Genomic DNA, 18,164 nt, shown 5'->3' with positions numbered 1-18,164 from the left:
TTATTTCTTGTGACTGATCCGCCAGACCCCGGCCATGACGACCACCGTGCCCAGCCATTGTAATGAGGTGAGGTGCTCATGCAGGATCAGCACCCCCAGAAAGATGGTCAGAATCGGGCCCATGCTGCCAATAATGGCCGTGCGGGGTGCACCAATGCGGGCCATGGCCGCAGCCAGCGCGTAGATGGGAAATACGGTCGCCACCAACGCAATCACCGCAGCATATGCCCACACTGGCCATGGCAATACCAGCGCCGACCACGAGCGGGTCAGGGCAAAGTGAGTCAACATGGCGGCGGCAGAGACGGTCAGGGCATTTTCGGTAAAGCGCATGGCGCCCACGCGGGCGATCACGCGCGGGCTAAAGGTCAGGAATACGGCGTAACACAAGGTGCTGAGAAACACCTGCCCGATGCCCAGCCAGGTGCCTTGCGCGGCGGAGAGTTCTGGCCACAGCACCAGCAGCATGCCGGTATAGGAAATCACCAGCGCACCGGCCACGCGACGGGTAATGGGGTGATGGGCAAACACGGCCGATAACAGCACGGTGAAGGTGGGGTACAGAAACAGGATCAGCCGTTCCAGACTGGCGCTGACCGTTACCAGCCCCAGAAAATCGAACAGGCTAGAGAGGTAATACCCGGCCAGACCCAGGCCAATCAGTTGCCAGCGATCTGCCCGTGTCATGGGTGGGCCATCTTCCCGCCGGGCGAGTTTCACCAGCCAGAACATGGGCAAGGCCAGCGCCAGCCGCAGCGTCAGCAAGGTCACCGCATCAACGTGATAACGATAGGCCAGCTTCACAAAGATGGCTTTGGAGGCAAAACCGGTAGCCGCAAACAATGCCAGAACAACGCCAAAGCGAAAGCGGGCGTCTGCATGTTCAACGGGGGCGGAAAGTGTGGTTTCAGTCATTCACGGTTCCTTGGCCGTGGGGCGAGGACCGTGAGTTGAGTGTGGATTACTGCGCTGCCATCCCGTCCCGGTAAACCTCGCCAGGATGGCAAAAAGCACTCACCCCTGGGCGATCAAAGGCCAGGAGGCGTGCCACAGAGAAAAAGGGGAGGCAAACACACGGTTCATGCCAAAGACCTTAGCATGCGGTTCGCCGGCTTGTCACTGATCGATGGCGGCGTCTGCGCGCATGCGCTTGATGGTGGCTTCAATCAGGTGCCGCGCAATACTGGCCCCCATGGGCAAGTCGGGTAGCTTATCGAGGGTGAACCACTGTGCGTCTTCAATCTCTTCGGGCTGGCAGACGATCTGGCCGCCATCGTAATCGGCATTGAAGGCCAGCATCAACGAATGCGGAAATGGCCAGCTCTGGCTATCGAACCATTGCAGGTTTTTGACGCGCAAACCCACTTCTTCCATCACCTCGCGGTGGATGGTGTCCTCGCAGGACTCTCCGGCCTCAACAAACCCGGCCAGGGCGCTGTACATACCTGGTTTGAAATGTGGCGAGCGCGCCAGCAGCAACCGGTCACCGTCCCGGATCAACACCATGATGGCTGGCGAGACACGCGGATAATGGCGGTGTCCGCAGGCCGGACAAGCACGCGCAGGTTCACGCTCGGCCACTTCGGTTCTGGTGCCGCAAACGCCGCAGAAGCGATGTTCCCGATCCCACGTCGCCATTTGCTTGGCGCGCGTGGCGATCCAGAAATCCGCTTCATCCATATGGCCATAAATGGCACGCAGGTTGTGGTTTACCCAGCCGGCGGGCGCCTGGGTGGTTTGCGGCCAGAACAGCAACCGACAAGGCTGGCCGGCCCGATGCCCCACCAGATAGTCCAGTTCTGGCGGCCCAAGCTGTTCAATCAGCACAGACGCCCGTGGCAAACCACGGTTGTCATCAAGCAACAACTCGTCGCCCACGAAGGCATAGCAACGCGCTTCGTCATCGGCGCAACGGGAGGCAAAAGCGGGAACAAAGCTGGAGAGCGGCATGGATTCATCATACGCGCTGTCATCATAAAAGTTGATGACACAGTGCTTGAGCACGGCAAACAAATGCACCTTTTTGGGGCTTTTCCCGATTTGGGTACATTTTTGAAAAAATTTTGCGAAATGTGTCAACCAGGCGGAAAAACACCCCGTTATTACCGTGCGGGCGGCGAGAGCTGCTCGTGTGCGGTTGACAACGCTCTGTCGCCTTAACTGGCACGAGCTTTAGGGCACCTGCTTGATGCAGGTGCCTTTTTTCTTTTGTGCGACGCATGTTTGCCATGGCAAACATGCCTGGGTCTCACAACTTCTTGCTGATCGCGTCCCACTCGGCGCGGCTCACCGGCGTGATCGACAGCCGGTTACCCCGCTGCAGCACTTGCATCTCTGCCAGCTCTGGCATGGCGCGCATTTCCGGCAAGCCCATCAACCGGGTCTTCTTCACAAACTTCACATCCACCTGCATCCAGCGCGGATTTTCACTGCTGGATTTCGGATCAAAGTATTTGGAGTCCGGCTCAAACTGGGTGGGGTCTGGATACGCGCCGGTACATACTTCGGCAATCCCGGCGATACCAGGCTCCGGGCAGCTGGAGTGATAGAACAGCACCACATCCCCCACCTGCATTTGATCCCGCATGAAATTGCGCGCCTGGTAATTGCGCACGCCAAACCAGCCCAGCTTGCCGTCACGCGCCAGGTGATCAATGCCGGCTTCATCGGGTTCTGACTTCATCAGCCAGTAGTGAACGGGGCGAGTACTCATGCGTGCAAGGTATCCCAAATCAATTTTGCCAACAGCACAATGGCCAGCGTCAGGAACAGGCGACGAATCCAGGTGTTGCCGCCCTTGAGCGCCATACGGCTACCCAGTTGCGCGCCAGCCACGTTGGCGGCTGCCATGGGTATGGCATAACCATAGATCACCGCGCCCACCGGAATAAAGGACACCAGCGCGGCGAGGTTGGTCGCCAGATTCACCACCTTGGCCGAGGCGGATGCCCGCAGAAAATCAAAATGAAAGAAGCGCACAAACAAAAAGATCAGAAATGAGCCCGTGCCCGGCCCGAAAAACCCGTCATAGAACCCGATGCACGCGCCGATGACCAGGCCCACATACAAATCACGCCGGGTCAGCGGCCGACCGGCATCTTCCGTACCGAAGGTGGGTTTGATCCACGTATAGACCAGCATGACGGCCAGCAAAATGATGACCAGCGGCCGCACCCAGTGTTTATCCAGCAACTGGATCATGCTGGCGCCACCGTAAGACCCCAGAAACGCCGCCACGGCGCAAGGCAGCAGAATGTGCCAGTCCAGCTTGACCTGGCGCGCGTACCGCCACGTCGCCGATGCCGTGCCCATGATGCTGGCAAACTTGTTTGTGCCCATCAGCGTGGCCGGGGCGACATTGGGCAGAATGGCAAACAGGCCCGGCACCTGAATCAAACCGCCCCCGCCGACAGCGGCATCAATCATGCCGGCGACAAAAGACAACGGAATCAACAGGGCGATGGTGCTGGGGTCAATCATGACGGGTACTGGGGTGAGGATCAGGCTGACAGCTTGCCATTAGCTGTGTTGCGTGAATATTGTGCGCAACCCGAACGTGGACTTGAAGGAATGAAACTGCGTATTAGCGCCTGACGGCGCGGGAGTGAAAGACATTTGATACCCGCGGTGGCGGGAGCACCTTACTTTCTTTGCTTCGCCAAAGAAAGTAAGCAAAGAAAGGCGACCCCGGACTTTTTCGCTCCGCGATACCCTCAATCAGTCGGGAGCCTGGGTCTCCCTCCCTCAATCGGAAAAGTCCTTGAACGGGGAGAACGTCAAAAACAACAGCAACATCCAAACCAACTGGTCGCGAATCTGTTGTGTGATTTTGATTCGTTAGTGACAATTTCTCGTATGCCTTAATCCCGCGAATGGACGCTTCATGGGGTTGTTGTTGCTTTTAACTTCCTCCCCCATAAAAGCCCAGCGCCGAGGGCGTGGAGGGAGACCTTAGGCTCCCGACCAACCGAGGAAAGCCCGGAGGGCCGCAAGGCTGGGGTCGCCTTTCTTTGGTTACTTTCTTTGGGGCCGCCGAGGTGGCGAAGCAAAGAAAGTAGGGTGCTCCGGCCACCGCCGGTATCAAATGCTTTTCACGCCGCGCCGAAGGCGCTAACGCATTGCAATGGTGGATTGTCGCTTCGCTCCGAATCCACCCTACTGCCAGCATTGGCAAAGGCCACTTGCAGTGGCCGGACTGGATTCCCGCCTTCGCGGGAATGACGATGAGGAGGAGCAAGCCGCTCATTCCAGCAAGCATCCTGACTCTGGATTCCAGCGTGCGGCGGAATGACGGGTTAGAGGAGGAAACTCCTTCACCCCATTGCCACATACCCCGGCTGCCCCGCCACGCGTTCCAGCCACGCCCGCACCGCCCCAAACGGCGCCAGATCAATCAGCCCTTCATGTGCCCTGTGCGTATAGGCGTACAGGGCGATATCCGCAATGGAATAACGCTCGCCCACAAAGAACCGTCGCGTCGACAGATGCTGTTCCATCACGGCCAGCACATCTGCACTGGCTTTGATCTTCTGTTGCAACTGCGCTTCGCGCTCGGCCGGGCGGCCGGCAAACAGGACGATGAACCGCGCCACCGCCAGGTTCGGCTCATGTTTATATTGCTCGAAGAACAACCACTGCATGACCTGCGCCTGTTCCAGCCGGTCTTCGGGAAACAGGCTGGAGCCTTGTGCGAGGTAATACAGGATGGCGTTGGATTCCGGCAGAAAAGAACTGGCGGAAATCTGCAGTACCGGTACCTGGCCGGCGGGGTTCATGGCGAGGAATTCCGGCGCGTGCGTGGCGCCGTTCATCATGTCCACTTCATGCCAGGTAAAGGGCTTTTCCAGTTGGCTCAGGGCCAGTTTGACCTTGTAGCAATTACCGGACTGGGCGACGCCGTGAACCGTGTACATGCAGCACTCCTGAATGGCATAAAAGTGCTATCCAACCAGACCGGGCCCGCCTTGCGCAAGCCCGGTCGTGTACGGCAGGGTCAGCCGAACTTTCTGCGGGCGTCGATCGCCAGACCCGCGCCAATGCTGCCAAAAAGATCGCCTTCCACATGCCGTGCAGCGGGCAACAGCGCCGCCACGCGCTGGCGCAGCAAAGGCACGCCGCTGGAGCCGCCGGTAAAGAACACGGTATCCACCTGATCGGGACGCAAGCCGGCATTGGTCAGGATTTCCTGCACGGTTTCTTCAATGCGGGTGATCTGGGTGTCGATGGCGCCTTCAAAATCCTGGCGGGAGATATCGTGGTACAGCCCGTCTTCAATGCGCTCCAGCGCCAGGCGATGGCTGGTGCTGTCAGACAGGGCAATCTTGGTTTCTTCTGCACGCATGGCCAACCAGTGGCCGGTGCGACGCTGGATCAGGTTCAACAGGCGATCGAGCACGGTGCGTGTCTCTGCACCGGAATCACGGAACACGTCTTGCAGTTCGGTCCAGATCTTGCGCGTATAGACAAAGTTGATGGTGTGCCAGGTGGCCAGGTTGAAGTAATAACTGGACGGCACTTCCGAGTTGTTCTTGAGGCGGCTGCGATAACCCAGCAGCGGCATGATGCTGGAGAGGCTCAGTGCCTTGTCAAAGTCGGTACCGCCAATATGCACGCCGCCATTGGCAAGGATGTCGTCCAGCCGCTCCATTTTGCGCGCACGCTCTGGTGACAGGCGCAGCAAAGAGAAGTCAGAGGTACCACCGCCAATATCGACAATCAGCGTCAGTTCTTCGCGCGCCAGCGTGCTTTCAAAGTCAAACGCGGCGGCAATGGGTTCGTACTGGAATTCAACATGCTTCAGACCACTGGCGCGGGCAATGTCCGCCAGGATGTCTTGCGCCAGTTGGTCGGCGGCGGCGTTGTCATCGACAAAATGTACTGGCCGGCCCAGCACGGCACTATCAAACCCGCGCCCGGCAGAGGCCTCGGCACGGCGTTTGAGTTCACCAATGAAGTGTCCGAGGATATGCCGGAACGAGAGCGAACGGCCCTGGACTTCGGTTTGCAAATCCATCAAGCCGGTGCCCAGAATGCTTTTGAGCGAGCGCATCAGACGGCCTTCGTAGCCTTCCAGATACTCGCCCAGCGCGGCACGGCCATAGCTGACCGTTTCTTCTTCCACATTGAAAAACAACATGGAAGGCAGGGTGGTTTTGCCGTCTTCCAGCGCCAGCAAAAGCGGTGCGCCTGGGCGAGCCCAGCCAACGGTGGAGTTGGAAGTACCAAAGTCGATACCGCAAGCGCGGGCGGCCTCAGTGGCGGCGGGATGAACTAACTGCGAAACAGCGGGATGATTCAAAGCGTGTCCTGACTTGATACAAGGTTGCGGCTGGGTGTCTACACCACGACCACCTCAACGGCGGTGAGCCTGGGACGCCTCATCATGCCAGCCTTGCGGCGTTTTGCGAATACTCATGGCATGGGTGGTCCGGCAACCAGGGTTAAACCTGCGCACGCCATCACGGGCATGCGCCAGAAAACGCGCTATTTTGCCTGAATCATTTGGCAATTTCGTGGCAGTCCGTCGGCTGCTTTGTTGCAATCTGCAAACAGGCACCGCAGCACGGTGGCGGAACACCCAGCGCAGGGGTGCAGCCGGCCCGGTTATTTTCCGATGCAAAAGCGGCTGAAGATCACGCCCAGCAGATCATCAGATGAGAACTCGCCGGTAATCTCGTTGAGCGTCAACTGCGCCAGTCGCAACTCCTCGGCAAACAGTTCCAGCGCATGAAAGGCGTGGCCGGCGTTGACCAGATGTTCTGCTCCACGACGGATCGCATCCAGATGGCGTTCACGCGCAATAAACACGCCTTCGTTGGCGCCATGCCAACCCGCCATATGCAACAACCTTCCGCGCAGTTCGTCCAGCCCAAGGCCGGCCTGGGCGGATACATGCACCTCGGTCTCGCCCACCGCGCCGGCGGTTTCTCCGGTCAGGTCGATCTTGTTGAACACGCGCAGCACGGGCAAGGCCGGTGGCAGGCGTTCCAGAATGGCTTCATCGTGCGGCGTGATGCCCTCGCGGGAATCGATCAGCAACAATGCCAGATCGGCCTTGTCGACCGCACGCCAGGTGCGCTCAATGCCAATCTGCTCCACCGTATCCAGGGTGTCACGCAGGCCGGCGGTGTCGATGATGTGCAGCGGTACGCCATCCAGCTGAATCAGTTCACGCACGGTGTCGCGTGTGGTGCCGGCAATATCGGTGACGATGGCAATCTCTTCGCCCGCCAGCGCATTCATCAAACTGGATTTCCCGACATTGGGCTGGCCAATCAATACCACGTGCATGCCTTCGCGCAGCAAGCGGCCCTGGCTGGCCGTGGCCAGCACCCGCGCCAGTTGGGCTTGCAGGTCATTCAACCGGCCACGGGCATTGGCGGCTTCCAGGAAGTCGATGTCTTCCTCCGGGAAATCGATGGTGGCTTCCACCAGCATGCGCAAGTTGATCAGTTCTTCGACCAGCGTGTTGATCTCGCGGCTGAAAGCGCCATCCAGCGATTTGAGCGCGGAACGCGCGGCGGCTTCAGATTGGGCGTCGATCAGATCGGCCACAGCTTCGGCCTGCGCCAGATCCAGTTTGCTATTGAGAAACGCGCGCTTGGTAAACTCGCCTGGCTCGGCATGGCGCGCGCCCAGCGCCACACAACGCGCCAGCAGCATGCGCATCACCACCGGACCGCCGTGGCCTTGCAGTTCCAGTACGTGTTCGCCGGTAAACGAATTGGGGCCGGGGAAATACAGCGCCAGCCCTTCATCGATCACCGTGCCGTCGGTGTCTTTGAACTTGGCAAAGTGCGCATGGCGCGGTGTGAGTTCACGGCCGATCAGCCCGGCCACAATGGCAGAGAGGTCCTGGCCCGATACGCGAATCACGCCCACGCCGCCGCGTCCGGGGGCGGTGGCAATGGCGGCAATGGTGTCTGGGTGATAAAGCAAAGTCACGGGCGGGCTCGGTGGGTTTGGGACAATCGGCACAGGCTGTGCGTAATGATACCAGCCGTGTATTTCAATGGTTCTCGCGACGAAACTGTTCCTGCTCACGCAAAACGCGCATGGCCTCAGTGATCGCCTCGGTGCGCGCTGTCGCCACCCGTTGCGGAATCTGCGCTTTGTCTTCTGTGGCACCGGCAATGGCACCTGCATCCACTGCACGTGCGGCACCCAGCAAGGCGCGCAGATATTCAGCTTGCGGGTAGGGCGTGCCTTCCAGTCCCAGACGACCACGCGCATCCGCCGTACATGCATCCAGCATAGCGGCAAAGCGGTCCGGTTTGCGCAGGCCATCGCAACGGCCAAACAGTTCCAGCACGGTGGCGGCGCGCAGTTCCAGCGCGCGGTGCACGTTGGTGTGATCACGGCAAACCATGATCGCCAGATCACGGCATTCCGCCGGGGCGCGGATGCGTTCGCAGAATTTCTCGACCAGCGGTACGCCCTTGCCTTCATGCCCATGGTGCGCCGGCAGCAGTTCTTGTGGCGTGCGCGCCTTGCCCAGATCATGACAGAGCGCGGCAAAGCGCGTGGGCAATGGCAGTTGCTGGCTGGCCGCGTAATCCACCACCATCATCACATGCACGCCGGTATCGATTTCCGGGTGGTGTTTTTCGGGTTGCGGCACCCCAAACAGCGCGTCGATTTCCGGCATGACCCGGGCCAGCGCGCCGCATTCCCGCAGGATATTGAACATGCGCGAAGGCGTGTCTTCCATCAACCCTTTGGCGACTTCCTGCCAGACGCGCTCTGGTACCAGGTGATCGACCTCGCCGGTGCTGACCATCTGCCGCATCAGCGCCATGGTTTCTGGTGCAACTTCAAAATTGAAGCGCGCCGCAAAGCGTGCCAGGCGCAGCACCCGCACCGGGTCTTCCACAAACGCATCCGAGACATGGCGTAATACGCGTGCCTTGACGTCGGCCGCGCCGTTGAACGGATCAACAATGTTGCCGTCTTCATCTTGCGCCATGGCGTTGATGGTCAAATCACGGCGTAGCAGGTCTTCTTCCAGCGAGACATCCGGCGCGGCGTAAACCTGGAAACCTTTGTAGCCGTGGCCGGATTTGCGCTCGGTGCGTGCCAGCGCGTATTCCTCATGCGTTTTGGGGTGCAGGAACACCGGGAAATCCTTGCCGACGGGTTTGTAGCCTTGGGCGATCATATCGTCTGGCGTCGCGCCGACGACAACCCAATCCACGTCCTTGACGGGCAGGCCCAGCATTTCATCGCGCACTGCGCCGCCTACGCGGTAAATCTTCATGTCAAAACCTGTTTGCGTTGAATACGGTGATTGGTTTGATTGTAACCGGGCCCAAATGAAAAAGCGGGGATTGCAGTCCCCGCTTTTGTGGTCTGGCCCGCAGGGTGGATTCGCGTAGCAATCCACCGGTGGATTGTCACTGCCGGCCGCTATCCGTAACGCTCAGCCTCTTTGCGGGGTACCGGCACGTTCCGAATCCACCCTACCCGTCTCACCCCAGAAACAGCTGATACGCCTTGTTGTCGGTTTCCAGCCAGTGCGGGTAGCCCAGTTTTTCCAGGAAATCGGCAAATGCGGCGTCATCCTGTGGCGGCACCTGAATACCGACCAGCGTGCGCCCATAATCGGCACCGTGATTGCGGTAGTGGAACAAAGAGATATTCCAGGTGCCAACCATGCTGTTCAAAAAGTTCAGCAGCGCGCCCGGGCGTTCCGGAAACTCAAAGCGCAGTACGCGTTCGTTATCCACTTGCGGTGCATGACCACCAACCAGATGGCGAATATGCAGCTTGGCCAGTTCGTTATCGGTCAGGTCCACCCCCGCCAGTTTTTCGGCGGCCAGTTTTTCGATCAGATCGGTCACCTCGGCGCGGTTCTGAATCTGCAGGCCCACAAACACGTGGGCCTGATCCTTGTCGCCATAACGGTAGTTGAACTCGGTGATATTGCGCGCGCCAATGGCGCTGCACAGCGCCCGGAAAGCACCCGGACGCTCTGGCAGCGTGACGGCGATGATGGCTTCACGCTCTTCACCCAGTTCGGCTTGTTCGGCCACGTAACGCAGGCGGTCAAAATTCATGTTGGCGCCAGAGGTGATCGCCACCAGCGTCTGGTCTTGCACTTTCTCCCGCGCTACCCAGGCTTTCAGGCCGGCAATGGCCAGCGCACCGGACGGCTCCAGGATGGAACGCGTTTCTTCAAACATGTCCTTGATGGCCGCGCACATGGCATCGGTATCGACCAGGATCACTTCATCGACCAGTTCCTGGCACAGGCGGAAGGTTTCTTCGCCCACCTGTTTGACGGCCACGCCATCGGCAAAGATACCCACTTGCGGCAACACCACGCGCTCGCCCAGCTTGAGCGAGAGGTACATGGCATTGGCGTCGGTCGGCTCTACGCCAATGATCTTGACCTCTGGCCGCAGGCGCTTGATATACGCCGCCACGCCAGCGATCAAACCGCCGCCGCCGACCGGAATGAAAATGGCATCGAGCTTGCCTGAATGCTGACGCAGGATTTCCATGGCAATCGTGCCCTGCCCGGCAATCACATCCGGATGATCATACGGATGGATAAACGCCGCGCCGGTTTCCTCGGCCAGGTTCACTGCGCTTTGGTAACAGTCGCTGAACGATTCGCCCACCAGCACGGCTTCCGCGCCACGGCGCGTAACCGAATCCACCTTGATGTTGGGTGTAGTGGTCGGCATGAAAATGGTCGCGCGGCATTTCAACAATTGCGCCGAATACGCCACGCCCTGCGCGTGATTGCCGGCCGAAGCCGTGACCACACCGCGTTCCAGTTGCGCCGGGGTCAGTTGCGCCATGCGGTTGTATGCGCCACGAATCTTGAACGAGAACACCGGTTGCATATCTTCGCGCTTGATGAACACATGGTTGCCAATACGGCGCGAAATATTCGGCGCGGCTTCCAGCGGTGTTTCAATGGCAGCGTCGTAAACGCGGGCGGTGAGGATTCGTTCCAGATAGTCGTTCGTGGCTTCAGACATGGTGTTATCCGGCAGTGAGTGATGAGGCCCGGCAAAAGACCGGGTCTTGCATTGTAGCCACAAGCTTATGTTTGAGTCATGAAGCAATCTGACTACAAAGTCAGCAATACAGTCGCTATCTGGCGATGAAGCCGCACGATCTGCCAGAATAGATGTTTTACTGCCCGCTGGATTTGCCGCAATGCCGCGCTTTTTTGTCGACCACGCCTTATCTGTAGACAACGCCTTCAACCTGCCCGAAGGCCCGGCCCGCCACGTGCAGGTTTTGCGCATGCAACCCGGCGAGACCATCACGCTGTTTAACGGCGAAGGCGGTGAATACGAAGCGCGCATCACCCTGATGGGCAAGCGCGATGTGGCCGTGATCGTCATTGGCTATACGCCAGAAGATCGCGAATCCCCGTTGCGCACCATTCTGATCCAGGCGGTATCTGCGGCCGAGCGCATGGATTACACCATCCAGAAAGCCACCGAACTGGGCGTGACCAAAATCTGGCCGGTGCACGGGGCCTACAGCCAGCAGCGCCTGTCTGGCGAGCGCGCGCAAAAGCGTCTGGCGCACTGGCAAGGCGTCGCGCAATCCGCTTGCGAGCAAAGCGGGCGGACGCGGATTCCGCAGATCTTGCCGGTGACCACGCTGGCGGACGCTTTGGCCGCAGCACCGAAAGACGCCACTCGGTTGTTGCTGGCACCGGGCGCGGCGACACGGCTGGCGGCGTTGCCGGCACCGCAGACGCAGGTGGTGTTACTGGTCGGGCCGGAGGGTGGTTTGTCGGACGGCGAAGAAAATGCAGCGCGGGCGGTGGGGTTTGAGGCTGTCGTGCTGGGACCACGCATTTTGCGAACAGAGACTGCCGGACCGGCGGTGCTGGCTGTGTTGCAGGCGTTGTTTGGTGATGGGTGAGGGAGGGGGCGCATTGGACATGCGGGGTGGCGGGATTTGCAGCCGAGGCTGCTCGCTCTTTCAATGACTCGTCATTCCGGCCTTGAGCCGGAATCCAGTTGGGGCCGGAACGGCCCCGTTCTCTGGCGAGAACCAGGTTGTTAGCGCCTTACGGCGCGGTTGTGAAAAGCATTTGATACCGGCGGTGGCCGGAGCACGTTACTTTCTTTGCTTCGCCAAAGAAAGTAACCAAAGAAAGGCGCCCCCAGCCTGGCGGCCCTCCGGGCTACCCTCAGTCGGTCGGGAGCCTTGGGTCTCCCTCCACTCCATCGGCGCTTGGCTTTAACGGGGGGAAGAAAGTCCAAAGCAAAACCAACGGCAACGACCAAATCGTCTGTTCGTTGGTTTTGTAGGGTGGATTCGGAGCAAAGCGACAATCCACCGTAGGCAGCCCGTTGGGCTGCGGCTGGATTCCGGCGCAAGGGGGCCGCCGAGGACCGGAATGACGAGGTAGTGGAGACGCAAATTAGCCAATCTTGCGTACAGGCGGTTTGCGGGGTTGGGGTTGGGGTTGGGGTTGGGGTTGGGGTTGGGGTTGCTTTTGACGTAACTCCCCTCCGGCAGTGCCGAGCATCGCAGCAAGGCCCGGGGTTTCGGCGGAGGGGGGTCTGAGCCCGCAGGGCGAGTTCCCGTAGCCTGCCGCGCCTTGCGAGAAGCGCAGGGAACCCCGAAGGGGCGCTGTCGCAGGGTCGCCTTTCTTTTGGTTACTTTTCTTGGGGCCGCCGAGGCTGGCGAAGCACCTCGGCGGCCCCAAAGAAAGTGACGTGCTCCGGCCACCGCCGGTATCAAATGCTTTTACAAGACCTGCGCCGCAAGGCGCTAACAACCCACAACAATATTAACCAAGCCCGCCACCCCGGATTCCCGCCTTCCCCGCTGCAACCGTAATTCGGTGCATCAACTCGCTTTGTGGGGGCGGGCGCGGCTCCATCCGGGCTACAAAGCTGGAGATGCCCACCAGACCAGAACGGTCAAACAGATAACAACTCCCTCACCCCATCCGCATCCATCTCACTCCCTTTCCCCGCCCGGATAATCTCCCCCCGCTCCATTACCAGGTATTGATCCGCCAGCGAGCGGGCAAAGTCGTAGTATTGTTCCACGACCAGAATCGCCATCTCCCCGGTTTCCGCCAGCGCCCGGATCGCCCGTTCAATATCCTTGATGATGGACGGCTGAATCCCCTCCGTCGGTTCATCCAGAATCAGCAACTTCGGCCCCATGGCCAACGCCCGGCCAATCGCCAGTTGTTGTTGCTGACCGCCAGATAAATCCCCACCACGTCGCCGCATCATCTGTTGCAGTACCGGAAACATTTCAAAAATACGCGGCGGGATGGCGGCGCTGGCCGGGCGGGTGGCGAGACCCATGCGCAGATTCTCTTCCACTGAAAGACGGCTGAAAATTTCCCGCCCTTGCGGCACGTAGCCAATGCCGGCTTTAACCCGGTCATACGATGCCATGCGGGTAATGTCGGCCCCGCCAAACTGGATCGACCCGGTTTTAGCCGGCACAAGACCCATCAAGGTTTTCAGCAAGGTAGTCTTGCCCACGCCGTTGCGCCCCAGCAGCGTAGTCACTTGCCCCGGTTGTGCGGTAAAAGACAGTCCGCGCAGGATGTGGCTGCCGCCGTAGTACTGGTTCAGGTTTTCAACTTGCAACATGGTTGATGCCTCTTTTGTAGCCCCGCATCGCGGGGTGGCAATCCGGGGCGCTATGCTGGAAGAGAACGCCCGGTCTACCTCAGACCTACCTGCCCAGATAGACTTCGATCACGCGCGGGTCGGCCTGGACTGAAGCCAGATCACCTTCCGCCAGCACGCTGCCTTCATGCAGCACGGTAACCTTGCCGCCCAGTTTTTCCACAAACGCCATATCGTGCTCGACCACCACCAGCGAATGCTGCCCGGCCAGTGAGAGGAACAACTCTGCCGTACGCATGGTTTCGTCATCAGTCATACCGGCAACGGGCTCATCCAGCAGCAAGAGCTTGGGTTCTTGCATCAGCAACATGCCGATTTCCAGCCACTGTTTCTGCCCGTGCGATAGCAGCCCGGCAAGGCGGTTGGCATGGGTATCGAGACGGATTTGCTTCATCACGGCGTCAATGCGGCCGTGGGCCTCGCTGTCGAGTTTGAAGAACAGACTCTTGAAGACGCGCTTGTCGGTCTTCATGGCCAGTTCCAGGTTTTCAAACACCGTGTGGTTCTCGAACACCGTGGGTTTCTGGAACTTGCGGCCAATACCGGCGTGGGCAATTTCCGGCTCTTTCAGCCACGTGAGGTCCAGCGTCTGGCCAAAAAACGCCTTGCCGCTATCGGGCCGGGTTTTGCCGGTGATGACATCCATCATGGTGGTCTTGCCCGCGCCGTTGGGGCCGATAATGCAGCGCAACTCGCCCACGTCGATATTCAGGCTCAGATTATTGAGCGCCTTGAAGCCGTCAAAACTGACCGCGATGTCTTCCAGATACAGGATCACGCCATGCGCGGTATCCACCTGGCCCGGCTGTACCGCACGCGCCTGACCCGCAGAAGGGTCGGCCCATTGCGGGCGGGTTTGCAATTCTTCGCCACTCGCGACGGTGATCATGCGCTTTCTCCGGTCAGGTGGGGTTGGGACGCAGGCAACGCGGCTTTGGGCGCCGGGCTGCTGACGGTTTCGGGATCAGGCGTAAACGCGGGTTCTGCATCTGCCGCGTGTTGTTTGCCGCGCAGCTTGTGATACAAGCCCACCAGGCCTTCGGGCAGGAACAGCGTGACGAGGATGAACAGAAAACCCAGGAAGAACAGCCAGTATTGCGGGAACGACACCGTAAACCAGCTCTTGGCCAGGCTGACTGCTACCGCCCCGATCACCGCACCAATCAACGTGCCGCGCCCGCCCACCGCCACCCAGATGGCAATTTCAATCGACGCGGCGGGTGACATCTCCGACGGGTTGATGATGCCCACCTGCGGCACGTACAAGGCCCCCGCCACGCCGCACAGCGCGGCCGAGAGTGTCCAGATGAACAGCTTGTACCAGAGCGGGTTGTAGCCGATGAACATGACGCGGGACTCTGCATCGCGCGTAGCGGCCAGCACACGGCCAAAACGGGAGGTCACCAGCCAGCGGCCCAGTACCAGCGTGCCGGCCAGTGCCAGCGCAGTCAGGCCCAGCAGTACCACGCGGGTTTCCGGCGCAGTCACCGAGTAGCCCATGATGCGTTTGAAATCAGTAAACCCGTTATTGCCGCCAAACCCGGTTTCGTTCCGGAAAAACAGCAGCATGGCCGCGTAGGTCAGCGCCTGGGTGATGATGGAGAAATACACCCCCTTGATGCGCGACTGGAAGGCGAAGAAGCCAAAAATGAAGGCAATCACGGTGGGCACGGCCAGCGTGAGGAACGCCGCCCAGACAAAATGATCCGTGCCTTGCCAGTACCAGGGCAGGGTTTTCCAGTCCAGGAAAACCATGAAATCCGGCAATGGGCTGTGGTAGTTGCCATCCAGCCCGATCTGCCGCATCAGATACATACCAAACGCGTAACCGCCCAGGGCAAAAAACAGGCCGTGGCCCAGCGAGAGGATACCGGCGTAACCCCAGATCAGATCCATGGCGACGGCCACCAGCGCGTAACAGAGAATCTTGCCGGTGAGCGTGATGGCGTAGTTGGAGACATGCAGCGGGTTACCCGGTGGCACCAAGAGGTGCAGCACCGGCATGGCGATCAGCATGATGACCAGGAACACGGCCAGCGCGGTCCAGCCTTTGGGGCCAAGGAGGCGGGCGGTGCGTTCGGTGTAGGAAGTACGCATAGAGGTTGGTTCCTGTTTCAAAATGCGTTTTCGGTTTTGCCTGGTGGTGGCGTTATTTGTTAGCGCCTGGCGGCGCGGTGTTTACAAACCCGGGGTGCCGGGCCCACGTCACTTTTCTTTGCTTCGCCAAAGAAAAGTAACCAAAAGAAAGGCGACCCCGGCGGAGCGCCCGCTTCGCGGGTCCCCTGCGCTTCTCGTGAAGTCCGGCTGGCTCCAGGGAACTCGGGCTGCGCCCTCAAACACCCTTACGCCGAAACCCCGGACTTCCCTGCGATGCTCAGCGCTCCTTAAGGGGCCCAACTGCAACCCCAACCCCGCAAGCCGTCTGTCTGCGAGTTTCCCAACCTTCCCCGCTGTTGCTGTTGCCGCTGTCTTTGATCTTGCTGTTGTCCTGGTTTTGGACCTTCCCCCGTCAAGGCTCAGCGCCGAAGGAGTGGAGGGAGACCTTAGGCTCCCGACCGACTGAGGGAAGCCCGGAGGGCCGCCAAGCCAGGGTCGCCTTTCTTTGGTTACTTTCTTTGGCGAAGCAAAGAAAGTGACGTGCTCCGGCCACCGCCGGTGTGTAAACAAGCGCGCCGAAGGCGCTAACAGCGGTTCAAGGTTTTAGGCCAACAAAGGTGGATTGTCGCTATCGCTCCGAATCCACCCTACGGCGACTCAACGCCTGCAAGAAAATCAATCCACCACTCGCCCCTTCAAAGCAAACAACCCCTGCGGCCGCCGCTGGATAAACACAATGATGATCGCCAGCACAATAATCTTGGCGATGACCGCCCCCGCCCAGCCTTCCAGCAACTTGGTCACAATCCCCAGCCCCAGTGCAGCCCAGACCGCCCCGGCCAGTTGCCCGACGCCACCCAGCACCACCACCAGGAAAGAGTCGACGATATAGCCCTGCCCCATATCCGGCCCGACGTTGGCGATCTGCGACAACGCCAGCCCGCCCAGCCCGGCAATGCCGGCACCCAGACCAAACGCCAGGGTATCGACCCGCCGCGTCGGGACGCCCACGCAACCGGCCATGGCGCGGTTTTGCGTGACGGCGCGCACAAACAATCCCAACCGGGTTTTTTGCATGATGGCCCACATCAGCGCCAGCACGGATAACGCAAAGCCAAGGATCACCACGCGGTTCCACGGCAAGATCAGGCTGGGCAACAATTCAATGCCGCCTGACATCCACGACGGGTTGGAGACTTCCACGTTCTGCGCACCAAACAAGGCGCGGGCGGCCTGGATCAGGACGAGTGAGATCCCCCAGGTGGCCAGCAGGGTTTCCAGCGGGCGGCCGTACAGCCAGCGGATCACGGTGCGTTCCATGAGCATGCCGACCGCTGCGGCGGCGCAGAATGCCACCGGCACGGCGGCCACCAGATACCAGTCTTGCGCGCCGGGAAAATGTGCGCGGAAGATGCCTTGCACCACATAGGCCGAGTACGCGCCGACCATCAAGAGTTCGCCATGCGCCATATTGATCACGCCCATCACGCCATACGTGATGGCCAGGCCCAGCGCGGCCAGCAGCAAGATGCTGCCCAGCGAGAGGCCAGAGAACACGTTCGCCAGCGCGCTGATCCACGCGAGGCGTGAATCAATGGCGGCAATGGAAGACTGCGCGGCGGCGCGTACTTTGGCGTCCGGTTCATTGGCTGGATCAAGCCGGGTCAGCAGCAAGCCGCGCGCGTTGGGCGAGTTGCTGTGGCTCAGGTCTTCCACCGCCGCCAGCCGGGCTTTCACGTCCGGGTTTTTCAGGTTGGCTTGTGCCAGCAGTTGTTCCAGCACCGGCTTGACCTTGCTGTCGGTCTCTTTCTTGAGCGCGGCAGTCAGCGCCGGGATCATGACCGCACTGACATCCCCTTGCAGCGATTGCGCCGCGGCCAGGCGGGCCGCCGGATCGGGGTCGGTTAGCTTGAAGCCGCTGAGGGCGGAATCCAGCGCGCCGCGCACACGGTTATTGATCGATACGGTGTCCACATCTTCCGGCGCAGGCGTGATCTCGGCCCCGGTGGTGGCGTCATAGACTTTGTCGTCGGCCTTGAGCCAGACGCGGGCATCCGTGGCGTACAGGGCGTCACTGCCCAGCGCCTGCAAGACGCGCGCGGCTTCTGGCGTGCCGACCTGCACCAGCGTGGCAATGGCGGCCAGTTTCTGGTCGGAGTCGTCATCCACCAACTGACGGATGACTTTGGCATCGAGCGCGGCCTGGGCGGGTAGCATGATCAAACAACCCAAGAGCAGCGCCAGCACATGACGCATCCATGTATTCATTGGGGTATCCCCGTGTTCGGTGTTGCGGTGACTGCAGTTGATTCAGGTAGCTGTAGGGTGGATTGGCGGCGCCAAACCCCCCCCCCCAGGTGGGTTTGTGGGCGGAAAAACACCAAAAAAAAAACCCCCAACCACAAAAAAAAACAGAACGCGCGGGATTTATTT

The 18,164-nt window shown here is 60.0% G+C and carries 14 protein-coding genes and 1 pseudogene; 1 reads left to right on the top strand and 14 read right to left on the bottom strand.

Going from position 1 to position 18,164, the window contains the following annotated elements; all coding sequences use genetic code 11:
• The 9 genes from HNQ50_RS13700 to ilvA all read right to left on the bottom strand — a co-directional run bounded on the left by HNQ50_RS13700 (nucleotide 1) and on the right by ilvA (nucleotide 10,988).
• Nucleotides 1-915 (bottom strand): DMT family transporter, encoded by a 915-nt coding sequence (locus tag HNQ50_RS13700; protein WP_184101669.1) that lies wholly within the window; start codon nucleotides 913-915, stop codon nucleotides 1-3.
• A gap of 201 nt (nucleotides 916-1,116) precedes the next feature.
• Nucleotides 1,117-2,019 carry an NAD(+) diphosphatase gene (nudC, locus tag HNQ50_RS13695; RefSeq protein ID WP_308419161.1) on the bottom strand — a complete coding sequence of 301 codons (903 nt, stop codon included), beginning with the start codon at nucleotides 2,017-2,019 and terminating at the stop codon, nucleotides 1,117-1,119.
• 229 nt (nucleotides 2,020-2,248) lie between these two features.
• A complete protein-coding gene (locus HNQ50_RS13690) occupies nucleotides 2,249-2,713 on the bottom strand; it encodes an EVE domain-containing protein (RefSeq protein ID WP_184101667.1) in 465 nt (154 codons plus the stop codon).
• Nucleotides 2,710-3,480, bottom strand: a complete 771-nt coding sequence (locus HNQ50_RS13685; RefSeq protein WP_184101658.1) for a sulfite exporter TauE/SafE family protein — start codon at nucleotides 3,478-3,480, stop codon at nucleotides 2,710-2,712. The genes HNQ50_RS13690 and HNQ50_RS13685 overlap by 4 nt, the downstream gene beginning before the upstream one ends.
• A gap of 833 nt (nucleotides 3,481-4,313) precedes the next feature.
• Nucleotides 4,314-4,913 (bottom strand): glutathione S-transferase family protein, encoded by a 600-nt coding sequence (locus HNQ50_RS13680; RefSeq protein ID WP_184101656.1) that lies wholly within the window; start codon nucleotides 4,911-4,913, stop codon nucleotides 4,314-4,316.
• 80 nt (nucleotides 4,914-4,993) lie between these two features.
• The gene (locus tag HNQ50_RS13675; RefSeq protein ID WP_184101654.1) at nucleotides 4,994-6,298 is read right to left on the bottom strand and encodes an Hsp70 family protein; all 1,305 of its coding nucleotides are present in this window, start codon (nucleotides 6,296-6,298) and stop codon (nucleotides 4,994-4,996) included.
• Nucleotides 6,299-6,603: 305 nt separating this feature from the next.
• Nucleotides 6,604-7,938, bottom strand: coding sequence for a tRNA uridine-5-carboxymethylaminomethyl(34) synthesis GTPase MnmE (mnmE, locus tag HNQ50_RS13670; protein ID WP_246428725.1), 1,335 nt, complete (start codon nucleotides 7,936-7,938; stop codon nucleotides 6,604-6,606).
• Nucleotides 7,939-8,008: 70 nt separating this feature from the next.
• Nucleotides 8,009-9,256: a multifunctional CCA addition/repair protein gene (locus tag HNQ50_RS13665; RefSeq protein WP_184101650.1), complete on the bottom strand. Its 1,248-nt coding sequence runs from the start codon at nucleotides 9,254-9,256 to the stop codon at nucleotides 8,009-8,011.
• 211 nt (nucleotides 9,257-9,467) lie between these two features.
• On the bottom strand, nucleotides 9,468-10,988 hold the full coding sequence (ilvA, locus tag HNQ50_RS13660) for a threonine ammonia-lyase, biosynthetic (protein ID WP_184101648.1): 1,521 nt from the start codon (nucleotides 10,986-10,988) through the stop codon (nucleotides 9,468-9,470).
• A gap of 181 nt (nucleotides 10,989-11,169) precedes the next feature.
• On the opposite strand from ilvA, the gene HNQ50_RS13655 reads away from it, so the two are divergent.
• The gene (locus HNQ50_RS13655) at nucleotides 11,170-11,892 is read left to right on the top strand and encodes a 16S rRNA (uracil(1498)-N(3))-methyltransferase (protein WP_184101646.1); all 723 of its coding nucleotides are present in this window, start codon (nucleotides 11,170-11,172) and stop codon (nucleotides 11,890-11,892) included.
• A gap of 824 nt (nucleotides 11,893-12,716) precedes the next feature.
• Here HNQ50_RS13655 and HNQ50_RS22545 read toward each other — a convergent pair.
• From HNQ50_RS22545 to urtB, 5 genes and pseudogenes are all read right to left on the bottom strand, one after another.
• Nucleotides 12,717-12,803, bottom strand: a pseudogene (locus HNQ50_RS22545) (hypothetical protein); the annotation flags it as partial.
• A gap of 99 nt (nucleotides 12,804-12,902) precedes the next feature.
• Nucleotides 12,903-13,595: an urea ABC transporter ATP-binding subunit UrtE gene (gene urtE, locus HNQ50_RS13650; RefSeq protein ID WP_184101644.1), complete on the bottom strand. Its 693-nt coding sequence runs from the start codon at nucleotides 13,593-13,595 to the stop codon at nucleotides 12,903-12,905.
• 85 nt (nucleotides 13,596-13,680) lie between these two features.
• Nucleotides 13,681-14,523: an urea ABC transporter ATP-binding protein UrtD gene (gene urtD / locus HNQ50_RS13645; protein ID WP_184101642.1), complete on the bottom strand. Its 843-nt coding sequence runs from the start codon at nucleotides 14,521-14,523 to the stop codon at nucleotides 13,681-13,683.
• Nucleotides 14,520-15,731 carry an urea ABC transporter permease subunit UrtC gene (gene urtC / locus HNQ50_RS13640; RefSeq protein ID WP_184101639.1) on the bottom strand — a complete coding sequence of 404 codons (1,212 nt, stop codon included), beginning with the start codon at nucleotides 15,729-15,731 and terminating at the stop codon, nucleotides 14,520-14,522. Before urtC ends, urtD begins: the two co-directional genes overlap by 4 nt.
• A 675-nt stretch (nucleotides 15,732-16,406) precedes the next feature.
• Nucleotides 16,407-17,999, bottom strand: a complete 1,593-nt coding sequence (gene urtB, locus HNQ50_RS13635) for an urea ABC transporter permease subunit UrtB (RefSeq protein ID WP_221303176.1) — start codon at nucleotides 17,997-17,999, stop codon at nucleotides 16,407-16,409.
• Nucleotides 18,000-18,164: the final 165 nt, after the last annotated feature.

Origin of the sequence: Silvimonas terrae, assembly GCF_014202765.1 — a bacterium.
Classification (GTDB): domain Bacteria; phylum Pseudomonadota; class Gammaproteobacteria; order Burkholderiales; family Chitinibacteraceae; genus Silvimonas; species Silvimonas terrae.
Note: the sequence above shows the minus strand (reverse complement) of the source record. Positions and strands in the feature narration are given on the sequence as shown.